The sequence below is a fragment of the Nocardia sp. CA-128927 genome, from assembly GCF_050955855.1.
GTDB lineage: Bacteria > Actinomycetota > Actinomycetes > Mycobacteriales > Mycobacteriaceae > Nocardia.
Window position 1 is genome coordinate 3,497,581 of sequence record NZ_CP192087.1, and the last position, 17,142, is coordinate 3,514,722.

General features: G+C 64.6%; 18 protein-coding genes and 1 tRNA gene. 11 read left to right on the forward strand and 8 right to left on the reverse strand.

The window, feature by feature from the left end; translation table 11 throughout:
• The first annotated feature begins 72 nt into the window (after window positions 1-72).
• From trpA to ACQPW1_RS16570, 7 genes are all read left to right on the forward strand, one after another.
• Complete coding sequence (trpA, locus tag ACQPW1_RS16540) at window positions 73-873, forward strand: tryptophan synthase subunit alpha (protein WP_433663587.1); 801 nt, start codon at window positions 73-75, stop codon at window positions 871-873.
• A gap of 85 nt (window positions 874-958) precedes the next feature.
• Window positions 959-2,125: a prolipoprotein diacylglyceryl transferase gene (lgt, locus tag ACQPW1_RS16545; RefSeq protein WP_433663588.1), complete on the forward strand. Its 1,167-nt coding sequence runs from the start codon at window positions 959-961 to the stop codon at window positions 2,123-2,125.
• Between the two features lie 248 nt (window positions 2,126-2,373).
• On the forward strand, window positions 2,374-2,886 hold the full coding sequence (locus ACQPW1_RS16550; protein WP_433663589.1) for an NINE protein: 513 nt from the start codon (window positions 2,374-2,376) through the stop codon (window positions 2,884-2,886).
• Between the two features lie 275 nt (window positions 2,887-3,161).
• Window positions 3,162-3,890: an amino acid ABC transporter substrate-binding protein gene (locus tag ACQPW1_RS16555; protein WP_433665257.1), complete on the forward strand. Its 729-nt coding sequence runs from the start codon at window positions 3,162-3,164 to the stop codon at window positions 3,888-3,890.
• Window positions 3,891-3,902: 12 nt separating this feature from the next.
• Entirely contained in the window at window positions 3,903-4,571 is a 669-nt protein-coding gene (locus tag ACQPW1_RS16560; RefSeq protein WP_433663590.1) for an amino acid ABC transporter permease, read from the forward strand.
• Window positions 4,572-4,785: 214 nt separating this feature from the next.
• A complete protein-coding gene (pyk, locus tag ACQPW1_RS16565) occupies window positions 4,786-6,204 on the forward strand; it encodes a pyruvate kinase (RefSeq protein WP_433663591.1) in 1,419 nt (472 codons plus the stop codon).
• Window positions 6,205-6,299: 95 nt separating this feature from the next.
• Window positions 6,300-7,133 carry an acyl-CoA thioesterase gene (locus tag ACQPW1_RS16570; protein ID WP_433665258.1) on the forward strand — a complete coding sequence of 278 codons (834 nt, stop codon included), beginning with the start codon at window positions 6,300-6,302 and terminating at the stop codon, window positions 7,131-7,133.
• Between the two features lie 75 nt (window positions 7,134-7,208).
• Here the strand turns inward: ACQPW1_RS16570 and ACQPW1_RS16575 are convergent, their stop codons facing one another.
• From ACQPW1_RS16575 to ACQPW1_RS16590, 4 genes are all read right to left on the reverse strand, one after another.
• Window positions 7,209-7,628: a hypothetical protein gene (locus tag ACQPW1_RS16575; protein ID WP_433663592.1), complete on the reverse strand. Its 420-nt coding sequence runs from the start codon at window positions 7,626-7,628 to the stop codon at window positions 7,209-7,211.
• Window positions 7,629-7,762: 134 nt separating this feature from the next.
• On the reverse strand, window positions 7,763-8,383 hold the full coding sequence (locus ACQPW1_RS16580) for a low molecular weight phosphatase family protein (protein ID WP_433663593.1): 621 nt from the start codon (window positions 8,381-8,383) through the stop codon (window positions 7,763-7,765).
• A gap of 252 nt (window positions 8,384-8,635) precedes the next feature.
• Entirely contained in the window at window positions 8,636-9,148 is a 513-nt protein-coding gene (locus ACQPW1_RS16585; RefSeq protein WP_433663594.1) for a monooxygenase family protein, read from the reverse strand.
• Window positions 9,149-9,303: 155 nt separating this feature from the next.
• Window positions 9,304-10,101, reverse strand: a complete 798-nt coding sequence (locus tag ACQPW1_RS16590) for an SAM-dependent methyltransferase (protein ID WP_433663595.1) — start codon at window positions 10,099-10,101, stop codon at window positions 9,304-9,306.
• Between the two features lie 192 nt (window positions 10,102-10,293).
• On the opposite strand from ACQPW1_RS16590, the gene ACQPW1_RS16595 reads away from it, so the two are divergent.
• Window positions 10,294-10,764, forward strand: a complete 471-nt coding sequence (locus ACQPW1_RS16595; protein ID WP_433663596.1) for a GNAT family N-acetyltransferase — start codon at window positions 10,294-10,296, stop codon at window positions 10,762-10,764.
• Between the two features lie 98 nt (window positions 10,765-10,862).
• Here ACQPW1_RS16595 and ACQPW1_RS16600 read toward each other — a convergent pair whose 3' ends face one another.
• From ACQPW1_RS16600 to ACQPW1_RS16610, 3 genes are all read right to left on the reverse strand, one after another.
• Window positions 10,863-11,309: a hypothetical protein gene (locus tag ACQPW1_RS16600; protein ID WP_433663597.1), complete on the reverse strand. Its 447-nt coding sequence runs from the start codon at window positions 11,307-11,309 to the stop codon at window positions 10,863-10,865.
• Between the two features lie 345 nt (window positions 11,310-11,654).
• A complete protein-coding gene (locus tag ACQPW1_RS16605; RefSeq protein WP_433663598.1) occupies window positions 11,655-11,981 on the reverse strand; it encodes a hypothetical protein in 327 nt (108 codons plus the stop codon).
• Window positions 11,982-12,653: 672 nt separating this feature from the next.
• On the reverse strand, window positions 12,654-12,971 hold the full coding sequence (locus ACQPW1_RS16610) for a hypothetical protein (RefSeq protein ID WP_433663599.1): 318 nt from the start codon (window positions 12,969-12,971) through the stop codon (window positions 12,654-12,656).
• Window positions 12,972-13,414: 443 nt separating this feature from the next.
• Here ACQPW1_RS16610 and ACQPW1_RS16615 point away from each other — a divergent pair, with 443 nt between their 5' ends.
• The gene (locus tag ACQPW1_RS16615) at window positions 13,415-13,738 is read left to right on the forward strand and encodes a hypothetical protein (protein ID WP_433663600.1); all 324 of its coding nucleotides are present in this window, start codon (window positions 13,415-13,417) and stop codon (window positions 13,736-13,738) included.
• 825 nt (window positions 13,739-14,563) lie between these two features.
• Here the strand turns inward: ACQPW1_RS16615 and ACQPW1_RS16620 are convergent.
• Window positions 14,564-14,647 (reverse strand) — tRNA-Leu (locus ACQPW1_RS16620).
• 301 nt (window positions 14,648-14,948) lie between these two features.
• Between ACQPW1_RS16620 and ACQPW1_RS16625 the strand changes: the two genes are divergently transcribed.
• Both ACQPW1_RS16625 and ACQPW1_RS16630 read left to right on the forward strand, forming a co-directional pair.
• Window positions 14,949-15,566: an ANTAR domain-containing response regulator gene (locus ACQPW1_RS16625; protein WP_150406672.1), complete on the forward strand. Its 618-nt coding sequence runs from the start codon at window positions 14,949-14,951 to the stop codon at window positions 15,564-15,566.
• Window positions 15,567-15,863: 297 nt separating this feature from the next.
• Window positions 15,864-17,063, forward strand: a complete 1,200-nt coding sequence (locus ACQPW1_RS16630) for a branched-chain amino acid ABC transporter substrate-binding protein (RefSeq protein ID WP_433663601.1) — start codon at window positions 15,864-15,866, stop codon at window positions 17,061-17,063.
• Window positions 17,064-17,142: the final 79 nt, after the last annotated feature.

Sequence of the window (17,142 nt, forward strand, 5' to 3'; positions counted from 1 at the left end):
GGAGCGTAGCGAGCGAACCATGGATACAGCGCCTGTGGCGTCGACGGAGCCGAGCGCTAGCGAGGTGCAGTCGTGAGCCAGCAGTCCCGTCTTGCGAACACCTTTGCCGCGACGCGCAGTGAGGGCCGTGCGGCGCTGATCGGCTACCTGCCCGCGGGCTATCCCGACCTGGCCGGTTCCATCGAGGTCTGCCGCGCCATGGTCGAATCCGGTTGCGACATCATCGAAGTCGGCGTCGCCTACTCCGATCCGGTGATGGACGGCCCGACCATCCAGGCCGCCGCCGAGCAGGCATTGCGCGGTGGTGTGCGGGTGCGCGACGTGTTCTCCGTTGTCGAGGCGATCACCTCGGCGGGCGGCCAGGCCGTGGTGATGAGTTACTGGAACCCGGTGCTGGCCTACGGCGTTGACCGTTTCGCGCGTGACCTCGCCGGTGCGGGCGGCGCGGGCATCATCACGCCGAACCTCATTCCGGAAGAGGCCGACGACTGGTTCATCGCCTCGTCCACGCACAACCTGGACCGCATCTTCCTGGTCGCGCCGTCCTCCACCGAGGAGCGTCTGGTGAAGACCCTGGAGGCGTCGCGTGGCTTCGTGTACGCGGCCTCGACCATGGGTGTCACCGGCGCCCGGGACGCGGTGTCTTCCGCCGCGCCCGCGCTGTGCGCGCGGATCCGGGCCCATTCCGACATCCCGATCGGCGTCGGCCTCGGCGTCCGCTCGGGTGCGCAGGCGGCCGAAATCGCTTCCTACGCAGACGGAGTCATCGTGGGTTCGGCGCTGGTGAGTGCGGCCGGTGAGAGCCTCGACGCGGTTCGCGCGCTGACCGCCGAGCTGGCCGAGGGCGTGCGTTCGGCGACCGTCACCTCCTAGGGCAGCTCGACGCTCCCGAGTCTGGGGAAGCCCGCGACGGTGCGGTGGTTCCAGTGCCGGTGACGTTCTCCGCTACGGTGGCCCCGTGACCTTACGAGTCCTGGCGTACATACCCAGCCCCCCGCAGGGCGTGTGGCACATCGGCCCATTCCCGCTGCGGGCCTACGCGCTGTGCATCATCATCGGCATCATCGTCGCCATCTGGTGGGGCGAGCGGCGCTGGCGCGACCGCGGCGGACAACAGGGCGCGATCCTGGACGTCGCGATGTTCGCGGTGCCGTTCGGTCTGGTCGGCGGCAGGCTCTATCACGTCGCCACCGACTGGCAGAAGTACTTCGGCCCCGACGGCGACCCCAAGGCCGCGCTGGAGATCTGGAACGGCGGCCTCGGCATCTGGGGCGCGGTGCTGCTCGGCGGCGTCGGCGCCTGGATCGGCTGCCGGGTGTATCGAATCCCGTTGCCCGCGTTGGGTGATGCGATCGCCCCGCCGATCCTGCTGGCCCAGGCCATCGGCCGCCTCGGCAACTACTTCAACCAGGAGCTGTACGGCCGCAAGACCGAGCTGCCGTGGGGCCTGGAGATCTACTTCCGCTACAACGACAACCTGAAGCCGGACGCGATGAACGGCGTCTCCAACGGCGTCGTCGACAAGGTCGTGCACCCGACGTTCCTGTACGAGCTGATCTGGAACGTGCTGATCGTGATCGCGCTGGTGCAGCTGGACAAGCGCTACCGGATCGGCCACGGCCGACTGTTCGCGCTGTACGTCGCGGGCTACAGCTTCGGCCGCTTCTTCGTCGAGCTGATGCGCGACGACGAGGCCACCAAGATCGCGGGCATCCGCATCAACTCGTTCACCTCCGCGGTCGTATTCCTCGCGGCCATCGCCTATTTCGTGTTCGCGACCAAGGGTCGCGAGACCGCCGAGCAGTTACAGCCGTCGGCGGAACGGCGACCGTGGCCGTGGCAGATCGGCAAGGTGCGCGCGGCAAGCGCCGCATCCGAGGCAGCGCTCGCCGCGGACCGGGTTGAGCTGGAAAAGGATTCGGCCGCGGCCACCGACGACGCGACGGCCACCGACAACATCGAGGCCGACGAGTCGAGCGACACGGTTGTTCTCGACAAGGATGCCGATGACGCGTCCGACGATGCCGCAACCAGCACCGACGTGGACAAGGTCGCCGAGTCCACCGAGAGCACGGTCTCGCTGAAGACCGCCTCGAAGCAGGCCACGGACTCCGACAAGTCCTGAATACGACGGTGCCGCCGCCGATTACGCGGCGGCACCGGCCGTATCCGCCTCCGAGGTTGCTCCGAATTTCCCGTCGCCGATAACAATGGCGCATCACCTGCGATAACCCGGGGGAGTGCCGAGGGTTACGGGGCGACAAATCGCACCGGTCCGACCAGAATGTCTCGTGATCGTCGCGAGCAGCTTCCCGCTCGGCGGATCGATCGATGCCGGGCAGAGGGTGCCCAGCACGAATGAGGAGGACATTGGTGACCGACCCCTACCAGCAGAACAACCCAGGATTCGGCGGGCCCCAGTACGGTCCGCCCGGTACGGGGCCGGATCTGAACAAGCCGCAGGACACGTCGGCGCTGCCGCAGTACGACTCGCAGCCGTACGCGCAGCAGCCCCCGGCCGACCCGTACGCGCAGCCGCAGTACGGCCAGCAGGCCCCGTATGGCCAGCAGCCGGGCGGCTACCCGCCGGCCGGGCAGTACGGCCCGCAGGGCTACAACCCGAACGACCTGGAAGCGCCGTGGGGGCGGGACCAGTTCGGTGTTCCGTTCTCGGACAAGCAGAAGCTGATCGCGGGCCTGCTGCAGATCTTCCTCGGCGCGTTCGGCGTCGGCCGTTTCTACACCGGCCACACCGGCATCGCCATCGCCCAGATCGCGGTTACCTGGTTGACCTGTGGCATCGGCGGCATCTGGCCGCTGGTCGACGGCATCATGATGCTGGTCGGCAAGGTGCCCGACAGCGACGGTCGCCCGCTGCGCGACTGAGTCACCGCCGAAAGACAACGGGCATCGCCGATCCGGCGGTGCCCGTTCGGCGTTCCCGAGCGCGGTCGACGCAGGTCAGAGCCCCGAGAAATAGGGGCACGGCCCCGCGACGCGCCCTCGAATTCGGCGAGTACAACCCTTTCGCGCACCATGATCGATATAGGGTCCTTCGCATAACACCCGGCGTAGCATGAGCCGGATTTGCGTGTTGTGTGCGGGTTGTCCCGTACACCGAAGAGAGGGAACCCGTGCGTCGCAAGCTGTTCGCCGCCGCCATGCTCGCCATCGTCGCCGCCACCGGGCTCACCGCCTGCGGTAGCAGCAGCGATCCGAACGTGTTGAAGGTCGGCACCGAAGGCACCTACTCCCCGTTCAGCTTCCAGGGTGCCGACGGCAAGATCACCGGCTACGACATCGAGGTGATCCAGGCGGTCGGCGAGAAGCTCGGCAAGAAGGTCGAATTCGTGCAGACCCCGTGGGACGCCATCTTCGCCGGGCTCGAGTCCAAGCGCTTCGACCTGGTCGCCAACCAGGTGACGATCAACGACGAGCGCAAGAACAAGTACGCGCTGTCCGCCCCGTACACCACCTCCGACGGCGTGATCGTCACCCGTAGCGACAACAACGCCATCACCACCCTCGCTGACCTGAAGGGCAAGACCTGCGCCCAGTCCGCGACCAGCAACTGGGGCAAGGTCGCCTCCGGCGCGGGCGCGAAGGTCGAGGCGGTGGAGGGCTTCGTGCAGGCCATCCAGCTGCTGAAGAACGGCCGCGTCGACGCCACCGTCAACGACACCCTCGCCGTCGCCGAGTACACCAAGAAGACCGGCGACACCGGCGTGAAGGTCTCCGGCAAGACCGGCGAGACCAGTCAGCAGGCCTTCGCCGCCCGCAAGGACGACGCGCTGATCAAGGACGTGGACAAGGCGCTGACGGAGCTGCGCGCCGACGGCACCCTGGCCAAGCTCTCGGACAAGTACTTCGGCACCGACGTCAGCAAGTAGCCGACACCCTCCATGGATGCCGCTACCCGGGAACTGATCTGGCACAACCTGTGGCCGATGCTGCAGGCCACTCTCAAGATGACGCTGCCGCTCACCGCGGTCAGCTTCGTCATCGGCTTGGCGATCGCGCTGTTCGTGGCGTTGGCCCGGATGTCACCGATGTGGCCGCTGTCGGCGGCTGCCCGGTTCTACATCTCGGTCATCCGGGGCACGCCGCTGCTGGTGCAGCTGTTCATCGTGTTCTATGCGCTGCCGCAGTTCGGCCTCGTGATCGATCCGTTCCCGGCGGCGGTGATCGCGTTCAGCCTCAATGTCGGCGGCTACGCGGCCGAGATCGTGCGCGCGTCGATTCTCAGCGTCGCGAAGGGGCAGTGGGAGGCCTCGCAGGCGATGGGCCTGACGTATTGGCAGATGATGCGGTTGATCATTCTGCCGCAGGCCTCCCGCATCGCGGTCCCGCCGCTGTCCAACACGTTGATCTCGTTGGTCAAGGACACCTCGCTCGCCTCGACGATCCTGGTGACCGAACTGCTGCGCGTCGCACAGCTGGCCGCCGCACCGACCTTCGATTTCTTCGCGCTGTACGGCGTCGCGGCGATCTACTACTGGGTCATCTGCCTGATCCTCGGCTTCGGTCAGACCAGGCTGGAAACGCGCCTCGCCCGGCACGTGGCAACCTGACCGACCGGTGCCGGATTTCCCCCGATTCGGCACCGGAAATAACTACTACCGAGTAACATTTGAGTGCCGTTGTTTCTCTTATACGACGCTGGCCAGGGGCGTTGCATAATGCGTAACGTTTCGTAGGTTTCACCAAGTCGCGGTTCATTTTTTCACTCAGCTTTCACCTGGGGCACAGGCGGCCTCGGGTACCAGTCGGGACTAGGCTCTACCCGTGATGCGACGGACGAAGATTGTGTGCACGCTCGGCCCGGCTACTGCCACCGAGGACCGTATCCGCGAACTCGTCGAGAGCGGCATGGACGTGGCTCGACTGAACTTCAGTCACGGCGAACACGCGGATCACGCAGAGAACTACAAGAAGGTGCGGGCGGCCTCCGATCACCTCGGCAGAGCGGTCGGCATTCTCGCCGACCTCCAGGGACCGAAGATCCGGCTCGGCCGATTCATCGAGGGCAAGACCGTCTGGGCGACGGGTGAAGAGGTCCGGATCACCGTCGACGAGGTCGACGGCACCCACGACCGTGTTTCGACTACATACAAGGAACTCGCGCAGGACGCGAAGGCGGGCGACCGACTGCTCGTCGACGACGGCAAGGTCGGTCTGACGGTCATTCGGGTGGACGGCAACGACGTCGTCTGTCGGGTCACCGAGGGTGGACCGGTCTCCAACAACAAGGGCGTTTCGCTGCCGGGCATGGATGTCTCGGTGCCCGCACTGTCCGAAAAGGACATCGAGGACCTGGAATTCGCGCTGAACCTCGGCGTCGACTTCATCGCGCTGTCGTTCGTGCGGTCCCCGTCCGATATCGAGCTCGTGCACGACATCATGGATCGGGTCAACCGCCGGGTGCCGGTGATCGCCAAGCTGGAGAAGCCGGAGGCAATCGACAACCTGGAAGCCATCGTGCTCGCGTTCGACGCGGTCATGGTCGCCCGCGGTGACCTCGGCGTCGAGCTGCCGCTGGAGCAGGTGCCGCTCGTGCAGAAGCGGGCCATCCAGATGGCCCGCGAGAACGCCAAGCCGGTGATCGTGGCGACCCAGATGCTGGAGTCGATGATCGAGAACTCGCGCCCCACCAGGGCCGAGGCCTCCGACGTCGCGAACGCGGTGCTCGACGGCGCCGACGCGGTGATGCTCTCCGGCGAGACCTCGGTCGGCGCCTGGCCGATCGAGACGGTGCGCACCATGGCGCGCATCGTGCACGCGGTGGAAACCGAATCGACCAGGGTGCCACCGCTGACCCACGTGCCGCGCACCAAGCGCGGTGTCATCTCCTACGCCGCCCGCGACATCGGCGAGCGGCTCAACGCGAAGGCACTGGTCGCATTCACCCAGTCCGGTGACACGGTGCGTCGCCTGGCCCGGCTGCACACCCCGCTGCCGCTGCTGGCGTTCACCCCGCTGCCGGAGGTGCGCAGCCAGCTCGCAATGACCTGGGGTACCGAGACCTTCATCGTGCCGATGGTGGACACCACCGACGCTATGATCCACCAGGTCGATGTAGCACTGCTGTCCATGGAGCGATACCAAAAGGGTGACCTCGTGGTAATCGTGGCCGGCTCTCCGCCGGGTACGGTCGGTTCCACCAACCTGATCCACGTGCATCGCATCGGTGAGGAGGATCATTAAACGTGAATAGCTCTCTTGGAGGGTCGGTCGTCGATTCGTCGGCGGCTGGGAAGTCTGATCTGGACGTTTTACTCGGTCTGCTCGATCTGGAGCAGATGGACGAGGACGTGTTCGTCGGGCAACATCCGGAGAAGGTGTGGATCCGCACGTTCGGCGGCCAGCTCGTCGCGCAGGCGATCATCGCGGCGGGTCGCACGGTCGGTGACCGTCCGGTGCACGCGATCAACGCGCATTTCGTGCGCGGCGGCGATACGACGAAGCCGATCGAGTACCGGGTGGACCGGCACCGCGACGGCCGCACGTTCGCCAACCGCACAGTCACCGCCCTGCAAGACGATCAAGAGCTATTCGTGATGCTCGCGGCGTTCCAGGACTGGAACGAGGGCCTCGAGCACGGGCAACCGTTGCCCGACGTGCCGGACCCGGAGACGCTGTCGCGCGTCGAGGAGAGCTTCGAAGGTTTGGAAGACAAGCTGGCGATGTTCATCCAAGCGCCGCACCCGATCGACATGCGCTATGCCAACGATCCTGCCTGGATCATGAAGGGCACGGGGAAGCGGCTCAACCACAATCGGGTGTGGATGCGCACGGACGGGCGGTTGCCCGACGATCCGCTGCTGCATGTCGCGGCATTGGGTTATTCGTCCGACACCACGCTGCTGGATTCGGTCATCACCACGCACGGACTTTCCTGGGGACTTGACCGGATCGTGGCGGCGACGGTGAACCATTCGATCTGGTTCCACCGGCCGTTCCGCTTCGACGAGTGGGCGCTCTACGCCACCGAATCCCCGGTCGCTTCGGGTTCGCGTGGCCTGGCTACCGGTCGCTTCTTCTCTCGCGACGGGGAGCTGCTGGCGACCACCGTGCAGGAGGGGCTGATTCGGCACTTCCCGGCGCGGGCCAAGCCGTCCGCGCAACAGCGGTAACCGCTCGCTGAAGTTCGCCGCACCGCTTCCCGGAGGAACTACCGGGAAGCGGTGCGGCGCAGTCGTTTCGGCGGGTCAGATCCGCTCGCGCTCGATATCGAGGTCCACGTCGGCGCGCTGCCTGGCCTTGATCGAGAACGGGATGTTCTGGCCCGGCTCGGTGCGTGCGCTGCCGTAGATCCCGTGCAGCAGTTGCTGTTCCAGCCCGGCTATATCCGCGTCGGTGAGTTCGGTGGGCGCGCCGACCAGGCTGAGCGCGATCTCGTAGGTGCCCCGGTCGCCCGGCTCGGCGTCGGGATGCTCCATCCGCCACTGGGTTTCGAGGGTCAGGTGGATCGGATCGTCGGTGTCCACCGGCAGCGTGAAGCGCCACGCGAACACCTCGCGGTCCTGCAGGTGGTCGTCCACAACCTCGCGCACGGTCTCGACGACTCGTTCGAGGGTTTCCGGTGTCACATACACATGGAGCGAAACATCCGAAATGCGTTTCGGCATGTCTATTCCTGTCGTGTGTCGAACCAGCAACGGTGGAAGTTGGTGTCCGCGGGAGTGTAATACGTCCGGCGGGGAAATGGACATAGCAGCTCTGCATTGCTGTGTCGGAGCGTGGTATTTGCTGTGTCGGAAGACTACCTGATGCGGTGCGCCGCCAGAAAAGACGCCAGCGGCGGGGCGCCCTCGCCGGGCTCGATCACCAGGCCGGGACGCTCGTCCGCGACCGGTCGGGTCTGCTCATGCGGGGCCAGCGCGAGCAGCAGCGGCACCAGGGCCTCGGCGATCCGGTCGCCCACCTCGCAGTAGGCCTGCTCGGACAGCCCGACCGGGTCGGTGATGTTCTCCCGGCCGACGATCGACAGGTCGTTGCGGGCCCGGTGCAGCTCGGCGATCGAGCGCGCCCCGGTCACGTGCGCGATCCGGTGCGCTTCCAGCAGGGCGAAGGTGCGCGACGCGACGCCGAAGCCCATCTCGCTCACGGTGTCGCGGATCTGCTGGGTCATGGTCAGTACCAGATCGGCGTTGTCGACCATCTCGTCCTTCAGCCGCCTGGCCTTGAAGTTGCTCGCGTCCGCGCCGAGGCCCTCGATGGCCTGCGCGGCGAGCGGTTCGGCCGGGAAGCCCACCAGGGCACGGGTTCCCGCGCTCTCCGCGGTGAGGTTCGGCAGGGCGTGTTCGACCGCGAGCGCGCGGGTGAGGCGCTCGGCTATCACCGAACGACAAACATTGCCGTTGCAGACGAACAGGACGTGCATAGGAATACGGTAAACGTTCGATAACGCTGCCGATGTCCGAAAACCTCCGAAACACGCTGTCTGGAGCAATATTCATCTACAGGTCAAGTGCCGTACACGAGGTGCGGCGCACATGAGGTGTGCGTCGCATTTATAAACGATCATGTTCGACTGTGTCCCTGTGCACTTACCCCGGGGGGTCCCGCTCTGAAACACCGTGTTGTGATTGCGCCGTGATACGCCAGCGTAGCTAAAAACTGTTCGTCTTGGTAACTAATCGAGTTCGCCACTGTAGTAAGTCTTTTCGTCCACCACCGGGGCGACCTTGGCCGGCTCGTGCTGCACCCGGCCCCGGGTGGAGAACATCCGCCCGCGCGCGGAGATCACCGGAGCGAACCGCGTCATGCCGGTCGAGACGTCCATGTCGTCGTACATCGCGTCGATGCCGCCGCGCATGAAGTACGCCTCATGCCAGAACCCGGTCCCGCCGGAGTCCTGCAGGAACTTCTGCCACCAATCCCGGTGCGGCGCCGAGCGCGTCCACTGCTCCAGGCTGTCCAGATCGCGCCAGTACTGCCGAGCGCCCCAGTGTGGCGGGAACAGCGACCAGATCACGTCCTCGTGCGACAGCAGCCCGTCCGGCCGATCCTGGTGCGAGCTATAGAGTTTCGGCCCGAGACCGAGCAGCCGCAGCATGCCGCGCGGCTTGCGTACCCGCATGCCGAGATAGATGACGACAAGATCCGGATACTCATCCAGATCCACCGTGGTCCTGTTCACCCGCATCGCAACCTCCGCTGATTTGGGCGTCCTGTTGCCCACCCTACGCGTGAATACGAGCCGGACGACGAAACGGTTCGATGCCGCAACCAGGTCCGATAACGAGAGAGCCCCCGTTCGCGCTATCCGCGAACAGGGGCTCGGGCGATCCGGCCGTCGGATCAGGGTTTGCGGGCGACCGCGCAGTAGGCGGAGATCGGCTGGGCCTCGCCTACTTCGGTGTCCGCGGGCCGCCACTGGGTGATCGAGACGAACCCGGGCTCGATCAGCTCGAGGCCGTCGAACGCGGCGCGGATCTGGTCCTGCGTGCGGGGAACGTAAGGCACACCGCCGCTGTTGGTGTAGTTCTCGCACAGCGCGACGTAGGCCTTGCTGTCGTCGGTGCCGTCCCACAGCACCAGGTAGCTGCCCGACCGCACCTCACCCATCACGGTGCGCACGATGCGCAGCATCTCCTCGTAGCTCTTGGCGTGGCCGAGCACGCCCATGAACATGACCGCGATCGGTTCGTCGAAGTTCAGCACGTTGCGTGCGTCGGAGATGATCTGCTCGGGTTCGTGGTAGTCCGAGTCGATGTAGGTGGTGACACCTTCGTTGGTGGTGCTGTTGAGCAACGCCCTGGCGTGCGTCAGCACCAACGGATCGTTATCCACGTAAACGATTTTCGCGTCCGGCGCCACGGCCTGCGCGACCTCGTGCGTGTTCTGCATGGTGGGCAGGCCAGTGCCGATATCGAGGAACTGGCGAACACCGGCCTCCCGGGCCAGGTGCGTCACCGCGCGGATCAAGAACTGGCGGGACTGCACCGCCATCGTGGAGATGTCCGGATCGACCTCGAGACTCGCGTCCCCCACGATCCGGTCGATCTCATAGTTGTCCTTACCCCCCATCCAGTAATTCCAGATGCGGGCAGAATGCGGGATATCGGTCCGGATCGTCGGGGTGCGTTCCTCGGACATGGTGTTTGACTCCTCATCGAAAGTGATCCAGCGGCACTACCCGGCAGCTCGGCCCTGTCGACCAGTCCCGTCCGACCTGCTTGCCGCAGTATAAGATTCAACCTTCAACCCCGAAGGAAATCGGCCACCCCACCCCACTTTCGATAGCCAATCGGAACGCTGGCGGTGCCCAGGGTGTGGAAGGCTGGCTCGATGGCTGTAGCCCTGTGCCCCATGGACCCCCGACGCCTCCCTACCTGGCTCGAGCACAGTCGGGACGAGTACGCCAAAGATTTTGTCGCCGTAGGACAGACCCTCGAGGATGCCTACCGCCATGCCGACGAAAGCCTCGCCAGCTCCTTCCCCTCCGGCACGCCACGCCCACGACACACGGTCTTCGACGTGCTCGATGAGACCGGAGCCAACGTCGGTTACCTCTGGATCGGCCCGGACACCAGCGACAACCCCGACGCCTGGTGGATCTGGGACATCACCATCGACGAAGACAAACGAGGCCAGGGCTTCGGCCGAAAGGCCATGCTCCTAGGCGAGGAATACGCCCGATCCCAGGGCGCCCAAACCCTCGGCCTCAGCGTCTTCGGTTTCAACACCGGCGCCCAACACCTCTACAAGTCCCTCGGCTACGAGACAACCTCGATAAAGATGAGCAAGAAGCTCAACTGAGATCCAGCCTGTGTCATGTCCTGAGCGCGGGCAGGTTTCGCATGCCGAGGTCTCGTCGGGCCGCGATGTGTAGGTCATTGAGCGCAGCGACGATCTTGTCACCAGCTTTGTTTCGATTCGTCGGCTGTGGAGGTGTGCGTCGCGATCCGCAGCAGGTCCCACACCTCGCGATTGACCACGTGCGCGGCCTCAGTGACACGAGGATCGGCCAGAAGCACGAGTTTCTCGAAAAGATGTGATCGCAGCGCCTCGGCCGCATCGAGGTCACTCATCGTGAGCGACTCGCCTCGAGCGATGTCAGGCTCGGAGTGCTTGCGAGCGATCCGAGTCTCTGCCTTCACACACGACACATACTCCGCGTACACGTCGAGCTTCCGCTCGTCCCACCGAGTCTCGAGCACCCGCCGGAACCTGGACCGGTCGGCCAAGCTCGTACTCAGAAACGTGGCGAGCGCTCCGACGATCACGCCAGCCAGAGTGATGAGCTGTGCAGCCATATCTTGAAGCTCCCAATGTGATTCATGTTGGTTGGGATGTTCACGCATCGCGGCGGTCTTCTGCTCCGGAGGCAGACTCAGGTCGGTTTCAGGGTCGCCGGTCGGTCGTTGTTGTCTGGCTTCCTGGCGATTCCATCCGGCTGTGTTTGAGTCTGTCCGACTGCGTTCGCGGTACTTGTGACAATTGTCGTGACAGTGAAGGCCGGTCGTGGTTATGCCGCCGGGTCCCGAGCTTCGAAGGTGTCGAGGATCTTGCGGCCGGGATGCGTTGTCCTGGGAGAAGCTCGCGAAAATATCCGATGACCTGCGCGAAGGTTCTTCATTGTTCTCGGCAATACCGGCTGCTCCACGACCTCTCACGGCCTGGGCCGGAAGGCGGTGTGGACGGCGGCGCTACAACCAGACGCGATCACCGAATGGTCCCGTCCCGAAGCCGACGGAGTACTTCATGACAGTAGGGTCATCACGGACGGCGACACCGGCAGACCGGTCGTCGATCTCTACGGGCCACTCGTCCGTCTTCGCCAGCCTGTTCTCCATTGCCTTCGTAATCAAGGCACGGATTGCGTTGCGGTCGTTAGCCAGTCGCAGCGGGACGAAGATGTCCTCGCGACCAGTTCGGGTTTCGCTCATGGCATCGATGTGCGCCGAGCGTCGGACATTTGTTCGAAGACACGCCGAAGCTAGTGCCGCGTAAGGCATCTCTATGGAGGAGAGCATATGCGCCTCCTCTGACTGATCTCCTCCACCATCAGGGGCTCGATCCCCGAACCTTCTGTTCCCGGGCGTAGGGTTCCCGGACCTTCCCGCTGTGCCCAGCTCAGCCTCAGCGACCCGCCCGACCCATTGAAGATCATCAGCGGCAGTGAGCGTCGAACTGTATTACCCGTACACCTACCGTTACGACTGCTCGTAGCCAAACATCCGAGCGAGTCATCGCGATCGTCGCAACGCATCGACCGGAGTCCATGGTGCCACTCGAGCTTCGGCGCTAGCCGAGGAGAAGGGGTGGCGAACGTATCCAAGCCGCGCGCCCAGCGGCTAGTTACAGCTCACTCATTCTGACTGTAGTCAGGATGCGGGATGATCCAACTGAATCGCTCGAAAACGGCACGTGTGGGCGGTCGTGGACACGGCTTCGTTGGTTGGGCTGGCACGCATGCACAGGGTGTGGTTGCCGGTGGACATCGGTCCGGTCCTGGCGAGCAGGATGCGGCTCGTGTTGCACCCGCTTGCCAGCACCGGCTGTATCCGAAACAGTGCCCGGCGGGCCGTCTTCAGCTTGCCGCGCACCACCTACTAGCTAGTTTGTGTTTGGTCCCGGCGCACGCGTCCGGGGCCGCCAAGTCGGCGATGCGCTGTGGGGATGCACATTCCGACGACTGAGATCGTCTATTCGTCTACTCGATGGCGCTGCAAGGTTTCGGGGTCGATGTCCCATGCGGCCATCGTGGTGACTCCCGCGTCGCGATCAAGAGGTGGCTCGACAGGACTTGCTCCCGCGGGCCACAGGCGCAGTGCCCGGAACTCGAACCCGTCCGGCTCGGCGGGCTCCCATTCGAACTCCACCTGCTCACCGGCGACCAGATGCCTGCGCCCGGTCTTCAGCGCAGCGAACCACGCCCAGCATCCACCGGGGACCGACGCGGCGTCGATCACGCCCCAGCCTTCCTCGGCGTGCCATTCGCGGACCGTACCTGTTTCACTCATCACTGCTGCTTCCACTTGGTGACTCGTCGTGGAGCGGGGCGGTAGCCGCTGGCGTACGTACCAGCCGCCAGCCTGTTCGTGACAAGACCCACGCGATCACCAGCCCGCTGATGGCTCCGATTGCAACTGCCAGCAGCAGCAGAGTCCACGGGCCGGGTAGTCCGTGCAATTCCGCCACTGTGCCTGGAGGAGACACTTGAATGTACTCCCCGTCGGGGCGGTATATCTCGACGTCCAGAGAGAGGTTGGAAGCCTTCCACAGCGCACACCCGGCCAGCATCCCCAGTGTGGAACCGAAAGCACCGAGAAGGGTGAACAAGGCGGCACCGCGGAGACCAGGCATGGCGAGTTCATCGAGGAGCCGGGTGCATTCCTGCCGCTGAAGTATCAGCTCCTGGACGTCACCAAGATTGCCTCGGATCACCGATGGTTCGTTCGGTGCCGTGAACATCGCGGCTGGATGGGATGAAGACAGCTTTATCGGTCATGCTCATCAATGGGTTCCGATCGCCCGTTCCATCGACGCCGGTGTCCTGTTCGTCGACCACCGGCCAGGGCCGACCTACGGCCACGTCTACGAAATGGGCATCGGTTCGGGTGACATCGACGGAACGCTTTGCGGCCCAACCCTAACCGCGTTCTTCGACACGGTCGCCGGTGCGCTTGACGCCGGAACGAAACTCTGGAGTTTACGGCCCGAGGCCTATAAGTCGGAGTTGCCCGGGCAGGTGCTCCTGACCTGGGTGCTGTCTTCCGAGGATATATGAATCGCCGTCACCTGGCATTATGGGATGTTCCAAATGCGCTCGCTTGCCCTGGCTGACCGCTGGTAAGGCCCGCTTATAGGCGGTTGGTCGAACCGGGTGTTGGACTGCGCAGCGGTTGTCTGGCCATGCATCCGAATGGCCGCTAGCGACGGAGGTGGGCACGCCGGGCCCGCGCGCTAGGGTGGGAAATCGTGATTGGCGCAGTAACGTTCGACGTTGGGAGACGCTTGTCGACGAGACCCGCGAGTACGGAAATTGGGCCGATTGGTTGGGGGTGGCCTGAAGGGCCAGTATCAAACTCGATTGAGAAGTTCCGGTTGCTGAGGGTCGAAGAACTCGAGTTGGCCACAGAGCAGCCGGATTCCGAAACTGTCTTGGTCAGGACGGCTTTCAGTGGATCAGGGCCTTGTAGAAGCAGATCGACACCGAGTTGAGCGTGCTCGGCCACGGAACAATGTGGGAGCGTCGCCGGTAGCGACCTGTAGAGGTGGCGGTACGAGACCGTAATCGTTGTTAGTCGCTCGCAGCAGATGTGGAAAGGAGGGACATCGTCGCGGACGGGATGTGCGACCACGCGGGGGAGGGTCTGGCGGCGACACTCGCGAAGTGGGGGCTGGATTTGCATCCCCAGTTGGATAACGGAGCTCGCCGAATTCATTACGAAGCGGCATACAAGCGACCCCAACTTCGACCACAAACGCAACCACAACAAGGGGGTTCGGGGGCGAAGCCCCGCCGAGCGGGGTCTGAGGGTCGCACTCCCGGTGTAATGACGAGACGACCCCGGTTCGCGCCTTCCGCGAACAGGGATCGCCCGTCGTCGAGTGCCGAGTGTGGGACTCGAACCCACACGTCCTTTCGGACAACGGTTTTTGAGACCGTCGCGTCTGCCAGTTCCGCCAACCCGGCGCACCGGGAGGAAATGATAGCGGGTGGGGTGGGCTGGGACCTAACTGGTTGTGGCGGGCGGCGCGCGCAGGGGGTTTGCCCTGGGTATATGCGTTCTATGCCGAAGTGAAAGGTACTCTTTACATCACTCGATAGCGCGGTGGTGAGGTCGATGGTCGGCTAGTTGGACCAACGTCCACCCTTCCGCGTGTCGGGACAGGCATCTGAACCAGAGGGGTCTACCTATGAGTGAGCGCAGCGAGCGAATCATGTGCCAGCGCGCCGTGCGCATGCCGAAACCGAGCGTCAGCGAGGTGCAGGCATGAGCACAGCAGCAGGGGGCGCAAGTACCAAGCGCGACGCGGGGGCGAAGCGGGTTGTCGTCGCAGAGGATGAAGCGCTCATCCGCATGGACCTGGTCGAGATGCTGACCGAAGAGGGCTATCTGGTGGTCGGTGAGGCCGGTGACGGCCAGCAGGCGGTGGATCTGGCGGTGGAGCATCGCCCGGACCTGGTCATCATGGATGTGAAGATGCCACGCCGGGACGGTATCGATGCGGCGGCCGAGATCGCGTCGAAACGTGTTGCGCCGGTGGTGATTCTGACCGCGTTCAGCCAGCGTGATCTGGTCGAGCGGGCGCGCGATGCCGGCGCGATGGCGTATCTGGTGAAGCCGTTCACCAAGTCGGATCTGGTGCCCGCGATCGAGCTGGCGGCCAGCCGCTTCCATGAGATCACCGCGCTGGAGGGCGAGGTCGCGAACCTGTCCGACCGGCTGGAGACCCGCAAGCTGGTGGAACGGGCCAAGGGCGTGCTGATGCAGACGCAGGGTCTTTCCGAGCCGCAGGCTTTCAAGTGGATTCAGCGGACCGCGATGGACCGCCGGACTACTATGAAGGCGGTCGCCGAGGTCGTGTTGGAGAACTTGGCTCCCAAGTGAGGGCCGGGTCCGCTGAGTGGACCGTAGCCGCCGCGGGTGACGGGGCACGGCGCGCTGAAGGACTGCGTCCGTCTGGGCTGATTACGTGTGAATATTACGCGCGTGAAACGCAATCGTGAACAAAAATTCGACACGATGTCGCGTTCATGATCCGAATGTGATGCGGAACTAACGTATGAACGCTAAGTTCTGACCGGGCTGACGTGGTCAGCCTCCTCGGTGATCCCGGGGGAGCACAGGACTTAGAGGTGAAACGTGCTTAGTTCGACATGGCACAGTCGTACGACGCGAGGTGTTTTGGCTATCGGCGCTGCCGCCGCGCTGGTGCTGACCGGATGTAGCGACAAATCGACCAGCACCGGTACGGACTCGTCCGGCACCAGCGGCGCAGCCGGGCTGTCCATCGTCCCGGTGGCGCAGGTAGACATCAACGGCAAAGAGGTCCCGAAGACCGACCCGGCCAAGGCCGCCGATCCCGCCGGTGACGGCAAGGCGACCTGCCCGGCCGGTACCACGATCGCCTTCGCCGGCGCGTTGACGGGCCCGAACGCCGCGCTCGGGATCAACATCCAAATGGGCGCCAAGCTGGCGCTCGACCAGCACAACAAGGCCAACGCGGGCTGCAAGATCGAACTGAAGTCGTTCGACACCGAGGGCGACCCGCAGAAGGCAACCCAGGTCATCCCGCAGGTCGTCAACGACAAGTCGATCATCGGCTTGATCGGCCCGGCGTTCTCCGGTGAGACCAAGGCGACCGGCAAGATCCTGAGCGACGCGGGCCTGGTCTCGGTGACCTCCTCGGCCACCAACGCCACGCTCACCCAGAACGGCTGGACCACCTTCTTCCGCGGTCTGGCCAACGATGACGTGCAGGGTCCGTCCGTCGCGAAGTACCTGACCGGCACCGCGGGCTACAAGAAGGTCTGCGTCGTCCAGGACAACAGCGACTACGGCACCGGCCTGGCCAAGAGCATCACCGATGGTCTCGGTGCCGCTGCCGACGCCAACTGCTCGTCCAGCATCAAGACCGGTGACAAGGACTTCTCCGCGACCGTCACCAAGATCGCCTCGGCCAACGCCGACGCCGTCTTCTACGCCGGTTACTACGCCGAGGGCGCGCCGCTGGCCCAGCAGCTGAAGTCCGGTGGCTTCAAGGGTGTCTTCGTCGGCCCCGACGGCGTCAACGACCCGCAGTTCCTGTCCCAGGCGGGCAGCGCGGCCAAGGGCGCGACGCTGACCTGCCCGTGTGGTCCGGCGCCGGACCAGTTCGCGAAGGACTACCAGGCCTTCAACGGCCAGCCGTCCGGTGTGTACTCGGTGGAGGCCTACGACCTGGCCACGATCCTGTCCAAGGGCATCGACGGTGGCAAGGTCAGTCGTCCCGACCTGCTCGAGTACGTGAAGTCCTACAACGGTGCAGGTCTCGCGCGTCAGTACAAGTGGAACGCCAACGGCGAACTCAGCAACGCGCTGATCTGGATCTACACGGTCAAGTAACCCACTCCCACGAGATCGCGCAGCACGTACCGGGGTTCGCGCGAATCCCAGTACGTGCTGCTGTGTCGTTCGGGCGAAT

What these genes read in the sequence shown, in the direction of transcription:
- ACQPW1_RS16590 (WP_433663595.1), bottom strand. Translation starts at nt 10,101, where the DNA reads ATGTCCGAGGAACGCACCCCGACGATCCGGACCGATATCCCGCATTCT.
- ACQPW1_RS16610 (WP_433663599.1), bottom strand. Translation starts at nt 12,971, where the DNA reads ATGAGTGAAACAGGTACGGTCCGCGAATGGCACGCCGAGGAAGGCTGG.
- ACQPW1_RS16575 (WP_433663592.1), bottom strand. Translation starts at nt 7,628, where the DNA reads ATGCCGAAACGCATTTCGGATGTTTCGCTCCATGTGTATGTGACACCG.
- ACQPW1_RS16570 (WP_433665258.1), top strand. Translation starts at nt 6,300, where the DNA reads ATGGACGAGGACGTGTTCGTCGGGCAACATCCGGAGAAGGTGTGGATC.
- ACQPW1_RS16560 (WP_433663590.1), top strand. Translation starts at nt 3,903, where the DNA reads ATGGATGCCGCTACCCGGGAACTGATCTGGCACAACCTGTGGCCGATG.
- ACQPW1_RS16555 (WP_433665257.1), top strand. Translation starts at nt 3,162, where the DNA reads ATGCTCGCCATCGTCGCCGCCACCGGGCTCACCGCCTGCGGTAGCAGC.
- ACQPW1_RS16605 (WP_433663598.1), bottom strand. Translation starts at nt 11,981, where the DNA reads ATGCTCTCCTCCATAGAGATGCCTTACGCGGCACTAGCTTCGGCGTGT.
- ACQPW1_RS16580 (WP_433663593.1), bottom strand. Translation starts at nt 8,383, where the DNA reads ATGCACGTCCTGTTCGTCTGCAACGGCAATGTTTGTCGTTCGGTGATA.
- ACQPW1_RS16625 (WP_150406672.1), top strand. Translation starts at nt 14,949, where the DNA reads ATGAGCACAGCAGCAGGGGGCGCAAGTACCAAGCGCGACGCGGGGGCG.
- ACQPW1_RS16595 (WP_433663596.1), top strand. Translation starts at nt 10,294, where the DNA reads ATGGCTGTAGCCCTGTGCCCCATGGACCCCCGACGCCTCCCTACCTGG.
- ACQPW1_RS16600 (WP_433663597.1), bottom strand. Translation starts at nt 11,309, where the DNA reads ATGCGTGAACATCCCAACCAACATGAATCACATTGGGAGCTTCAAGAT.
- ACQPW1_RS16585 (WP_433663594.1), bottom strand. Translation starts at nt 9,148, where the DNA reads ATGCGGGTGAACAGGACCACGGTGGATCTGGATGAGTATCCGGATCTT.